This window comes from Alloprevotella sp. (assembly GCF_057240785.1).
The window spans coordinates 21,306-34,218 of the sequence record NZ_DBHHRH010000022.1 but is presented as its reverse complement, the minus strand read 5'-3'; the positions used below and the strand labels follow the sequence as shown (position 1 = coordinate 34,218).

Genomic DNA, 12,913 nt, shown 5'->3' with positions numbered 1-12,913 from the left:
TCGATTTCAAGCGATTCTCGGGGGCGTAAAATACGAAAAATTTTGACAAGTACAAAACCTTTAAGACACAGACTAAGAAGAAACACGAGCGAAGACAATAAAAGAGTTTTAGAACATCCTCCTACTCGCATTCTTCTCTGCGCTCTTCCGTCTCCAGAGCATTCGCTACAGCCGAGCGGAACGACCAAAGTTCGGAAGGAGGGAGTGCCGTGTCTAAGAAATTCGGGAAAGCTTCCATCAAATCCGTCAAGCGATTGAGTCGGCGGAGCGCAGCAAGCAGTATCTCATGGTGATCAAAAGCCAGCTTGGGCAGAGCGTCTATGGGAGTCCACTGGGCATCGGCGGCATCATCATCGGCCAGAACTTGTTCCATCGGAGCAAACGACATATAAGCCACGGTCACCACAGGACCACGCGGATCTCTGTCGGGACGAGAGAAAACACCGAGTTCTACCAATGTCCCCACCTGCAAGTGGGTTTCTTCCTCCAATTCTCTACGAGCGCATGCAGGTAGATCCTCTTCGCCAACGTTCAGAAAACCACCCGGAAAAGCCCAATGGGACTTATAGGGATCTGCTGCCCGTTCCACGAGTAAGACATATAATTTCTTATCGTGAAAACTAAACACTACGTTATCGGCCGTCAAGGATGCACGAGGATACTTATAGGCATATTGAAACTCTTGTCCTTCGTGGACTTCACAATAAATATCTTTCATTCTTTCGTTTTTTTTGCAAAGCAAAATTAGCTCTTTCTAACTGAATAAAAGAAATATGTAGTTATCAAAACATTATCAGCTATTTTAGATTTTGAAGTTCCACCATTCAATACGCAGGAATCTGCTGATAAAACTTTAGGTTACAGTTGAATCTATAATTGAAAAGGCGTAATTTTGTAGCAATAAATTCTGGGATAAATATGATTAGTGCTAAAGACAAAGAGCAACTCGCTCAAAAAGGTATTTCGGAAGAGAAACTTAATGAACAATTAAACTGTTTCAAAACAGGTTTTCCGTATCTGAAACTTTATGCTGCAGCCAGCGTTGAGGAAGGTATTCTGAAGCCCACGAAAAAAGAGCAACAAGCATTTGCAGAAGCGTGGGACGAAGCAGCCAAGTCGCTCCACATCGTGAAATTTGTGCCGGCCAGTGGAGCTGCCAGCCGAATGTTCAAAGACCTCTTTTCGTTCAGCGAAGCTAACTATGATGTTCCAACGACCGACTTTGAAAAAACATTCTTCAACAATCTAGAGCATTACGCTTTCTTCTTTGCATTGGATGCACAGTGTAAGACACTCCACAATAAAGGTTGCAAAGAACTTCTGAAAGAAGGCGAGTATAAAAAGATTGTTAACGCACTTCTCCAGAAAGAAGGCCTCAACTATGGTCAACTTCCGAAAGGACTTTTACTTTTCCATCGTTATGAGGATAGTGTTCGAACTCCTGCCGAGGAACATTTGGTGGAAGGCGCACTCTATGCCAAGGAAGCGGACGGCACTGTGAACGTACACTTCACCGTATCGCCAGAACATCGCTCTTTGTTCGAAGCACACATCAAAGAAAACGTGCCTGCGCTGGAAGAGAAATTCGGCGTGAAATATAACATTAGTTTTTCGGAACAAAAGAGTTCTACGGACACCGTTGCTGCTACGCCAAACAACGAACCTTTCCGCCTAGACGATGGCAGTCTGCTTTTCCGCCCTGCTGGCCACGGTGCATTGATTGAGAATCTTAACGATATTGCGGCAGATATTCTTTTCATCAAGAATATCGACAACGTAGTGCCCGATCGTCTCAAACCAGAAACGGTACACAACAAGAAAATGTTGGCGGGTGTTCTCGTTTCACTGCAAAAGAAAACGTTTAATTACTTGCACCTGCTCGAAAGTGGGCAGTACAGTCCTATCGATTTGCAAGAGATAAAACTTTTTCTCGAAAAGGAACTCTGCTGCAAGACTTTACTTCCATTAGAAGGGAAAGCGTTGGCCGACTATCTCTACCAGAAACTGAACCGCCCAATGCGCGTGTGTGGCATGGTGCCCAATGTGGGGGAGCCTGGAGGAGGCCCATTCCTCGTTTATAACCAAGACGGCAGTATCTCCCTGCAAATTTTGGAGAGTAGCCAAATCAATATGGACGATGAGAAAAGCAAAGCCATGTTTGTCAAAGGCACTCACTTCAATCCCGTAGACCTCGTTTGCGCTGTCAAGAACTACAAAGGCGAGAAGTTTAATCTGCCCGATTTTGTAGATAAGAATACAGGCTTTATCTCCCTCAAAAGCAAGAATGGCCGTGAACTCAAAGCCCTTGAGCTTCCTGGACTTTGGAACGGAGCGATGAGCGATTGGAATACAGTGTTTGTGGAGGTTCCTCTTATCACTTTCAATCCCGTCAAGACTGTAAACGATTTAATCCGCGAGCAACATCAGTAATCCGCACAACAGAATGAACTCTTTTCTGAAACTTTTTGTCCTATTCCTACAAGAGGCTGGTTTTGCGCTAGGCAATGGCTATGCTGCCATCTCTCCCTTGCGCAAAAAACTAACAGCCTCGGACCTACTAACAGAAGAAGAATTTGACAACTCGCTAGCCATTGCGCAAGCTATGCCAGGCGTGTTCAGTATCAATCTTGCTGTTTATTTAGGACATAAAATATGCGGATGGAAAGGCAGTATAGCTGCAGCAGTAGGAACCCTCCTCCCAGCTTTTGCTATTTTGCTCATTCTGTCCATTTTTTTCAATGGAGTTCAAGAGAACAAGCACCTCTCTGCTTTTCTGAAAGGTGTACGCCCTGGAATCATAGCCTTCATTGTGCTGACTGTTATCAGAATGCTTAAAACTTCAGGTATCGCACTGGCCAATGTTTGGCTACCCATTGGTACCATAGCTTCTATTGTATTCCTCGGTATTTCGCCTGCCTATATCATTATAGCTATCGTCTTTGCAGCAATCTTATATGCCGTAACTATTCGTCCTAATGAATAAAACAGAAGTCTGAATCATGCTGATCCTTTATCTCTCACTCTTTATAAGCTTCTTTCTCACGGGACTTCTAGCTTTTGGCGGTGCCCCCGTTCTGCCAGCGTTCATTGGTAATATCTTCATCTCACAACATGAATGGTTTAGCTCTAGCCAAGTGTCGAACTTGATAGCGCTCAGCATGATTACGCCTGGCGATCTTGCGTTGAATGCAGCAACAGTAGGCGGATACGCCACGACAGCTTCCACTCTCACAACAGGATATAGCATACTGGGAAGTTTTATTGCTACACTCGGCGTAACGCTCCCATCCTTTGTCAGTACAAGCATCTTCTGTCGCTTCAAAGGGCTATTAAAAGAGTTGGGAATTACACAAACGGTTATCAGTTGGCTAAAACCTGTTATTCCTGGAATAGCCCTATCAGGAGCTATCCTATTGATAATGCCCGATGCAAAAGGAGGAGAGACGATGAGTAACTGGGAATTAGGTATTTCTATATTCCTCTTTATATCAACAATTATTGGTAGCGCAAAATTCAACTTTAGCCCCATTTTTATGCTTTTGCTTTGCGGCATTGCGGGCTGGATACTTTTCTAAAATAAAAACTAAATCCCATAGCATTTTGGGTTAACATAACAACTATTCTAAGATGAGCTTCAACGTTCCTAAATCCGACAAAAAACGCGTGGTTATTGTCGGTGGTGGCTTTGGCGGCCTTCAAGTAGCCAATAGACTTAAACACTCCGACTTTCAAGTAGTGCTTATCGACCGCAATAATTATCACCAATTCCCGCCCCTCATCTATCAGATAGCTTCGGCTGGATTGGAACCCAGTTCTATCTCCTTCCCTTTCCGCAAAATATATCAACGTCGAAAGAACTTCTATTTCCGTATGGCTACGGTACGCTCCATCTTCCCTGAACAAAAGATTCTACAAACGTCCATAGGTAAGATTAGTTACGACTACTTGATTTTTGCAGCGGGTACTACAACCAATTTCTTTGGTAATAAGGATGTGGAAGAAGAGGCTATCCCCATGAAAAATGTGAGTGAGGCTATGGGGCTGCGTAATGCCCTGCTCGAAAACTTTGAGCGCGCAATCACTTGCGCCAGTGAACAAGAGCGACAAGAACTTCTAAACGTTGTAATCGTGGGAGGAGGTGCCACGGGTGTGGAAGTTGCCGGAGCGTTAGCAGAGATGAAAAACTACATCTTGCCTAAAGATTATCCAGACATGGACAGTAGTTTAATGCAGATCTATCTTATCGAAGCGGGCAACCGCTTACTTGCTGCAATGAACCCGAAGAACTCTAGCCATGCCGAACAATATCTCCGAGAAATGGGCGTTAACGTGATGCTCAATAAGATGGTTACGGGATATGAGAATCACCGCGTACAACTCAAAGATGGAAGCTCCATAGCCACACGTACCTTTATTTGGGTGAGTGGTGTCGCTGCTCAACCTATAGGCAACTTAGGGAATGAGTTCTTAGGCCGAGGGAGACGCATCAAAGTGGACGAATACAACCGTGTAATAGGACTAGATGGTGTCTTTGCCATTGGTGACCAATGTATTATGACAGCAGATGCTGAGTATCCTAACGGGCACCCACAGTTGGCACAAGTAGCTATACAGCAAGGTCGCTTGCTTGCGAAGAACTTACAACGCCTAGAAAAGAACAAAGAACTCAAAGCTTTCCATTATCACAACCTCGGAGCTATGGCTACTGTTGGCCGTAATCGTGCAATTGCCGAATTCAGCAAGATTCGTATGCACGGTTTTGTGGCTTGGCTCATGTGGCTATTTGTACACCTCCGCTCCATTCTCGGCGTCAGAAATAAAATTATTGTTCTCTTCAACTGGATATGGAATTATGTTTCCTACTCTCAATCGCTCCGCATGATTGTGTATGCGCGAAAAGCCAAAGAAGTACAAGAGCGTGAGAAACGTTTATCTTCACAACACTGGGGAAAGGACCTTCTTAGCGAAGGAGCAGATTAACACGTCTTTAAAGGAACAGGGACGAGGTGCAAGACAAAGAGTTTTGGAAAAGCAAACAGACTCTTCTCTTGCAGCTCGTCCTTTATGACTCTCACAACAACGTTAGGACAATGAAATTTCCTGCAAATAAGATATTGCGGAGACACTTAAAGACAGGAGAGAAAAAACAAAATCTGGCAAAACTCAGAGAACGTCTTAGAAAACGCTCCCAACAAATTGGAAGACTTTCTAAAAAGTCGCTGCGTAAGCAGGCAGCTTGGATTCGTCGCTTCAAATGGAGTTGTCTTACAGCGTTCTTTCTCATAAGCTTAGGCCTAATATTTTTTCCAGCCTCTCTTGAAAATCAACTGTCAGGAATGGTGCGAGTAGAACTCGCTTGTACCAAGCAAATCATATCTCAAAGCGGCGACACGCTTTATTCTAATGAACTTTCAACAAAAGTTGTTGACGAATCGCTATCTTTAGCTGATTCCATAAATCAAGCAAAACTATCGGGAAGCGGTTTCTTTGTATCGAATGGTGGACACGTTGTGACAGCTATTACAGCCCCCGCTTCTATGACTACAAAGAAAACGGACTACGCACTACGGCAGGAACTTCGCGAAGATAGCATTGCTCTCGAAATTCTGAGTAAGCAGCTCAAACGCAGCCATCGCGAATTTGATTATTATGCTCGTACGCACTCCGTCGTAGACGATGGATATAACGATGTTATGGCTCTTCGTGAGAAAGTAATTCTCCGACAGGCCAATGCAGGCTCGATGCTCTCGCGTGTAAAGCGTATGCTTCACAGTAAACCTAAGTCGCTGTCCTGCAAACTTCTGCAATCTTATACTGTCAGTGTCATTTCACCCACTGACAGCGGAAAAGTCGTGATTAGACGTTATAAAGCCGCTCTTTGTCGGAACAATGGAGACAGCCTCTCCCTCCTTCAAATTGCAGGTAATTCGTTACCTAAAAACACACGGCATTTCTCTCCGTGGTACTTTAATCCACAAAATTGTATGCCTTTGGCACAGCCTAAAATAGAACTTGGGTTCCAGCAAACGAGAGAAAATGCTGAGACTTTGTCGGATGCCGCTCAAACCAAGCCTCATCATAAATATTTCAGCAATACATCTATTGTTGTCAATCGTTGGGGGCAACTTGTGGGCGTTAATTACGGAAACAATTATGCAGACTTTAGCAGTTTGCACAAACTCTTTTATGCCCACCATTCCTACATAGGTTGGTTCGCCTATAATGTGGTAAAATGGTTTCGCAGTCTTTTCGACAATCACCATTATTTCCAAGAAGTTTCGCTCAAGATTCCCACAGCTTCTCCCCGCAATATTTTAGGATGGAACACTGTGGGTAATCAGTATCAAGAGGTTGTTCTCGGAAAACAACATTATTCAGGCAGATATCTCCATCAGCAGCCTAATGGCGAGGGTACTATGATCTATGGCGATAGTTGCACTTATCAAGGAGAGTGGAAAAATGGTTTACGCGAAGGTTTTGGAACACTCCACATTCCGCAGCGCGGAACATGGCAGGGATATTGGCACGCCGACACGCTGCAAAGTGGAACTTTTAACAATCTCACACAAGAGTATACAGGAAAGTTCAATCGGCATCTTGAATTTGAAGGAGAAGGAAAACTCCGAACATTCAAATCGCCCCAAATCAGCAACCACCAAATGCCCTATGCCATTGACAGCACATACTATGCTGGATTATGGAAAGCAGGAAAGCGAGCTAATTTTGGCATTGCAATTGAACCCAAGAAGACGATCCATGCAGGCATCTGGAAGAATGATCATTTTCTTGGAGAACAAATGATTTATACTTCACACCGCGTTTACGGCATTGATATTTCACGTTTCCAGCACGACATCAAAAAGAAAACGTATGGCATCGACTGGTCCGATCTCCGCATCACAAGTCTTGGTAGCTTGAAGAGACGCATCCATGGAAATGCTAGTTATCCTGTTAGCTTTGTCTATATCAAAGCTACAGAAGGGAAAAAACTCCGCAACAAGTACTTCCATACTGATGCTCAACACGCCCGACAGCACGGTATCGCAGTTGGAGCTTATCACTTCTTCTCTACACACATCTCAGCGGCAGAACAAGCAGCTTGGTTTCTCAAGTATGCAGCACCACATCAAGGCGATCTTCCACCTATGCTCGACGTCGAACCAACGGAAAAGCAAATCCAAGATATGGGTGGCGAAGACGTTTTATTTCGTGCTATGCTTTCCTGGCTACGTATTGTGGAACGCCACACCGGTACACGTCCGCTAATTTACGTTGGGCAAATGTTCGTGAATCGTCACCTACGCAAAGCTCCGCAGGAACTACAAGATTATGATATTTGGATAGCACGCTATTCAGAATTCAAACCTTTCGTACAACTACAATACTGGCAGCTAACATCGGAAGGTCGAGTAAAAGGAATTCATGGCGATGTAGATATCAACGTATTTAATGGAACAAAAGGAAATTTTCAGAAACACCGCACTCTCAATGGAGTGAAACACTCCAAATAGGTCTTTCTCCAAGACAGAAAAAAGCAGCGAAGGTCTTAGAATGAGCTACGAGGCTTTTCCATGTAGATCTATTTTCTTTACACTTATGAGGCTTAAGACTTACATTGCTGAAACTGTATTAAAGATTAGCCAAAGCAAAAGAAGAAGACTTTACTACATCGGAAAAAGTCACCTTTCTTAAAAAAGAAAGCAAATTCCGACAAACAGATTCAGAGGGGCGGAAGATACATGGCATTTTCACTTTCTTTGCAGTTCGCACATAAATCCATATATTTGCACCCGCTAGCTAAAAAAACTAGCGGGTGTGAAATTTCTCCACATCTCATCATTTGTAAATTGCATTTTCATAACAATGATTCCGCTTTTAGCGCTTTTATTTTTAGTAGTTTTCGCATCATTCACTTGCTCCGTACTCGAGGCATCTTTACTCTCCACCCCTATGTCTTTCGTTACCATGAAGGAAGACGAAGGCTCAAAGACAGCACTCCGCTTAAAGAAATATAAGCAAGACATCGACAAACCCATCTCAGCTATCCTCACTGTCAACACCATTGCTAACACCGCTGGCGCTGCTGGCGTTGGAGCTATGGCTGCGGCGCAATTTGGCGATGCAGCTCTGGGGTGGTTTTCAGCAGGCCTAACGGTACTCATCCTTGTTTTTTCTGAAATCATTCCGAAAACCATTGGCGCTACCTATTGGCGGCACATCATCTTGCGCTTCACACCGCTCATCCATTTCCTTGTCATCATCACTTATCCTTTTGTTCTCTTGGCTGAACTTATCACCAATTTCATTCAGCCCGATGCTGCTCCCGCCTCTGTTAGTCGCGAGGAGGTTTCCGCAATGGTTACCGTTGGAGCAGAGGAAGGTGTTTTTCAGCAGAAAGAGGATAAAATGCTACAGAATATGCTGAAACTGTCAAAGGTTACTGCACGCGAAATCATGACACCTTCTTCCGTCGTGGAAATGGCAGAAGAATCTATGACGCTCAAAGAATTTCGTGAACACGAGCAGTTCCAGACCTATTCGCGCATACCGGTGTTCAAGGACAACGACGACTACATCACAGGCTACGTACTGCGCCAAACCATTCTCGAGAAGCTGTCAGAAGACAGGTTTAGCATGAAACTCGAAGAACTGGTGCGCCCCATCCTTTCTTTCCCCGAAAACGAAAGTGTTTCTGTTATTTGGGAAAAATTATTGGCGCAGAAAGAGCACATCTCTGTCATCATCGACGAATACGGCTGCTTACGAGGCATTGTCACTATGGAAGATGTCATCGAAACAATGCTTGGTACCGAAATCGTTGACGAAAAGGACACGGTGACCGATATGCAAGAATATGCTCGAGAACAATGGAAGGAACAGCAGCAACAGCAAGCTGACGACAAAGAAGCATAAATTCTCCCACTTATCCTCCTTCCAGTTTGACTGTATATAGAAGACATAATCAGTTTTTTACTGTTTATCTTTTCTTATCTTATACGATTTTTTAATAATCTATCATAGTTTAGCGGCAATATGTATTGACTCTGATGTCACATATTGCCGCCAATCTTACTTGGTAACCTATCATTTTCGTAAAGATAAAACTCTTCGCTTTCCCATCCTACTAATTAGTTCAAAAATAAAGAGAAAAATGCATAGAAAGCGTTCAAAAATACAATAAGGCTACAAAATTGTATCCTTATTGTGTCAGCTGACATCTTTATTGCATTTCCAAACACCATAAGGAAAATCACGAAAGAGATAATCTTATTGGAGAAAACTCCTCTACTAAATCTTTTTTATGATTGTTTTTGTTTGTTTAGAAAAAGAACTATATTTGTCGCACTAGCACACTTGAATAGGGATAAAAATAGAAAAAAGATTGTTTTAGTCTGTCAATTACTTCCCTTTCTCAGTTGTTTAACTCATTATTTATTTACAAATTTCAATTACCTATGAAAAAATTTTACGCATTATTTTTGGTTCTTCTGTCAGTTTGGCAAGTTTCAGCGCAACCGTGGGATGGAACTTCCGCTGAAGTTTGGACTCAAGGAGAAGGAACGGAGCAAGCACCCTATCTCATTGAGAAACCTTCAAACTTAGCCTATCTATCACAAAAGGTAACAGCTGGAGAGTCTTATGAAGGGAAATTCTTTAAATTGACAACAAATTTAGACATGAACGGGAAAGACTTCCCCGTAATTGGCTACTACTACGAGAAAGCCGATCCTGAAACGGGCGACCCTATCGAGGACATGTCTCACTATTTTGCAGGAGTGTTCGATGGTAACCATAAGATGATAGATGGTCTCACAATCACAAAGACCAATACAGTACAGATAACAGCAGATAGTACAGCCGAAGCCGAAATGGGAGTAGGCCTCTTTGCCTGTCTCTCTGAAAGTGGCATCATTCGTAACCTTGTGATAGGTCCACAATCAAACATTGCCTGTTCCAATACCGTTGGAACGGGGGCTATTGTAGGTGTGCTGAATGGTGGAATCGTGGAAAACTGTGCTAATTTAGGATACGTTGGCTCTATCATGATTGCAGGTGGCATTGTGGGGGCTATGTATGAAAATAGTACCGTACAATACTGCACCAACAAGGGTAAAGTGAATGGTGCCTTTGGAGATGCTGGAGGCATCGTGGGAGCCATGGATTTATCAGCAGTCGTACAAGGTTGCTACAATATGGGTGACGTGGAAGCCTATACTACTGTTGGAGGAATTGCGGGTAAAACTTCTCAAGAAGATAAAGTGCTCTATTGCTATTCAGCAGGAAAGCTCACGGAAGCTGCTGGTGGCGTAAAACTCGGAGCTATTGTTGGCGAAGCCAATGCTGATACAAAAATGGAGGGTAACTTCTATGTTGAAAAGTTCACAAAAAGCATTGATTTAAATGCTGAACCCATATCAGAAGAAGAAATGCGTTCCGAAACAACTCTGCAAAAATTTAATAATGGTTTAGGAGCAACAATCTTTAAGACTATTCCAGCCTTAAACAATGGTTTCCCATGTTTCGTTTGGGAAACAAAAGAACTCACTTCTGCTGGTCAACTCACAATTGCTAACGATTTGCTCTTGAATGGTCGCAAGCTTAAGAGTTCACAACCGCTGACAATCTATGATCTCTCGGGTCGTATGATTACGAAGGGACAGGATATCCAACTGAATGAAGCTGGCAATTATCTCATTGTACGCCCTGGGATGAAGACGCTAAAAGTTACGGTGAAATAGGAACTACAGAAAATAATATCTTATAATTGAAGATTCAATCCAAAATTAGTTCCTACACACTACAATAAAAAAGCTTCGTGGAAAGTCTTGCACTTTTCACGGAGCTTCATTTGTATTAAAGAGTAGAACCAACGCATTCTTCAACGCCTCCTCTTATTATTCTTACTGAAATTAGGATTATATGACTGCGGTTTATCATCGCGCGTCTTTCGCTTCTGCCGCTGAGGTTTGGAAGTAGGCATAGGTCCGCGGTCAGGTAGTCCGCCATAGAGTTTCTGTATCAAATCTGGACGGTTCATACGCCGCAACTCAGCCTGAATCTTTGCGCGCTCCTCTGGCTTATACCAGAAGAAGAACATACGCTGACGCAATTTCTGCTGCGGTGTTTGTGCGGAATAAACGGCTTCGAGTGTGTAAGGATGGTAGCCACTATACCACGTCTCGGTGCTTACCGTCATGGGAGTAGGCGTGAAGTCTTGAACCTGCTCCAAATGAAAATCCAACTCTTTCGTAAGTGCTGCCAATTCAGCCATATCCTCTTCCGTACAACCTGGGTGAGAGGATATGAAATAAGGTATAATCTGTTGCTTAAGTCCAGCTTCTTTGTTGATTTTCTCAAAGATGCGTTTGAATTCATAAAACAACTGGAAGCTTGGCTTACGCATAATGTTCAGCACGCGGTCGGAAGTGTGCTCTGGAGCCACTTTCAGACGACCACTAACATGCCGAAGAATAAGTTCTTTCGTATATTCTTGTGCGGCTTTATTGGAATGTTCATCTTTGCTCTTATGGAGCAAGAGATCATAACGCACACCACTACCGATAAAGCTTTTCTTCATACCAGAAAGTGCATCAACAGCGCGGTACACATCAAGCAGCGGTGTATGGTCAGTATTGAGATTGGGGCACACAGCCGGACTAATACAAGACGGACGCTTACAACGGGCACATATATCGCGGTTGCGCCCCTGCATTCCGTACATATTGGCTGATGGGCCTCCTAAGTCGCTCAGATAACCACGAAAGTCGGGCATCCTCGTAACAGCCTTCACCTCGCGAATTATGCTCTCCTTAGAACGCGACATGATAAACTTGCCTTGATGGGCACTAATGGTGCAGAAAGCACAGCCGCCAAAGCATCCGCGATGGATGTTGACGCTGAACTTTATCATCTCATAAGCAGGAATACGTTTGCCGCGATATTTAGGGTGAGGCAAACGCGTATAAGGTAAGTCAAAACTACGGTCAATTTGCTCCGTCGTCATCGGAGGATAAGGAGGATTGACAACAACATAATCTTGCCCTAAAGGTTGTAAGATGCGCTGTGCGTGAAGACGGTTACTCTCCTCCTCTATATGACGAAAATTCTCAGCATAATGCTTACGATTGCTCAGACAATCCTCATGACTATGCAGCACTATATCATCCTCCGTGATACCTCCTGGAACTTCGTTTTCTTTCACCATCGTGACGGTTTGCGAAACGGGGAATTTTCCAACGATGTTCCGAAAATCGGTAGCAGCCACAAAGGCATCGGGCTCGTGATGTAGCACTTTGTCCTCCAAAAGCTGGCAAAGCGCAAGCATGGGTAGTTCGCCCATGCCGTATATAATAAGGTCGCCCCCACTCTCCTTGAGAATGCAAGGTTTGAGGGTATCTTTCCAATAGTCGTAATGGGTAAGGCGGCGAAGACTGGCTTCTATCCCTCCCAGCACCACAGGTACATCAGGATATATCTGTTTGAGAATTTGAGAATATACTATCGTTGGATATTCGGGGCGCATATCGTGACGACCATCCGGACTGTAAGCATCTTCCGAACGCAGACGGCGGTTGGCTGTGTACTTATTGACCATAGAGTCCATACAGCCCGGTGCAATTCCAAAAAAGAGGCGTGGCCGTCCGAGCTTCTTAAAGTCGCGGAAGTCACCATGCCAGTCGGGCTGCGGTACTATGGCCACACGGTAGCCTTCAGCTTCCAATATGCGGCCTATGACTGCTGCGCCAAACGAGGGATGATCGACATAAGCATCTCCACTAAAGAGGATAACATCCAGGTAGTCCCAACCACGCTGACGGACTTCCTTCAACGTTGTTGGAAGAAAGTCGGTCAGTTGTACCCTCTTTTCAGTCTGTATATTTTGAAACATCTATTCTCATAAAGAGGAAGTTAC

At 43.9% G+C, this 12,913-nt stretch carries 9 protein-coding genes; 7 read left to right on the top strand and 2 right to left on the bottom strand.

Annotated elements, in window-relative coordinates:
• Positions 1 to 121: 121 nt before the first annotated feature.
• On the bottom strand, positions 122 to 718 hold the full coding sequence (locus tag ACO4R2_RS05290) for an NUDIX hydrolase (protein WP_315090945.1): 597 nt from the start codon (positions 716 to 718) through the stop codon (positions 122 to 124).
• Positions 719 to 918: 200 nt separating this feature from the next.
• Between ACO4R2_RS05290 and ACO4R2_RS05285 the strand changes: the two genes are divergently transcribed.
• From ACO4R2_RS05285 to ACO4R2_RS05255, 7 genes are all read left to right on the top strand, one after another.
• Positions 919 to 2,430 carry a DUF4301 family protein gene (locus tag ACO4R2_RS05285; RefSeq protein WP_484769455.1) on the top strand — a complete coding sequence of 504 codons (1,512 nt, stop codon included), beginning with the start codon at positions 919 to 921 and terminating at the stop codon, positions 2,428 to 2,430.
• A gap of 13 nt (positions 2,431 to 2,443) precedes the next feature.
• Positions 2,444 to 2,983 (top strand): chromate transporter, encoded by a 540-nt coding sequence (locus ACO4R2_RS05280; RefSeq protein ID WP_484769454.1) that lies wholly within the window; start codon positions 2,444 to 2,446, stop codon positions 2,981 to 2,983.
• Between the two features lie 16 nt (positions 2,984 to 2,999).
• Positions 3,000 to 3,575, top strand: coding sequence for a chromate transporter (locus ACO4R2_RS05275; RefSeq protein ID WP_484769453.1), 576 nt, complete (start codon positions 3,000 to 3,002; stop codon positions 3,573 to 3,575).
• Between the two features lie 52 nt (positions 3,576 to 3,627).
• Entirely contained in the window at positions 3,628 to 4,980 is a 1,353-nt protein-coding gene (locus tag ACO4R2_RS05270; RefSeq protein WP_315090934.1) for an FAD-dependent oxidoreductase, read from the top strand.
• Between the two features lie 356 nt (positions 4,981 to 5,336).
• Complete coding sequence (locus ACO4R2_RS05265; protein ID WP_484769452.1) at positions 5,337 to 7,511, top strand: GH25 family lysozyme; 2,175 nt, start codon at positions 5,337 to 5,339, stop codon at positions 7,509 to 7,511.
• Positions 7,512 to 7,863: 352 nt separating this feature from the next.
• Entirely contained in the window at positions 7,864 to 8,913 is a 1,050-nt protein-coding gene (locus tag ACO4R2_RS05260) for a CNNM domain-containing protein (RefSeq protein ID WP_484769451.1), read from the top strand.
• 542 nt (positions 8,914 to 9,455) lie between these two features.
• A complete protein-coding gene (locus tag ACO4R2_RS05255; protein WP_484769450.1) occupies positions 9,456 to 10,739 on the top strand; it encodes a peptidase A26 in 1,284 nt (427 codons plus the stop codon).
• 140 nt (positions 10,740 to 10,879) lie between these two features.
• Here the strand turns inward: ACO4R2_RS05255 and ACO4R2_RS05250 are convergent, their stop codons facing one another.
• Complete coding sequence (locus tag ACO4R2_RS05250) at positions 10,880 to 12,889, bottom strand: YgiQ family radical SAM protein (protein ID WP_484769449.1); 2,010 nt, start codon at positions 12,887 to 12,889, stop codon at positions 10,880 to 10,882.
• Positions 12,890 to 12,913 lie beyond the last annotated feature (24 nt).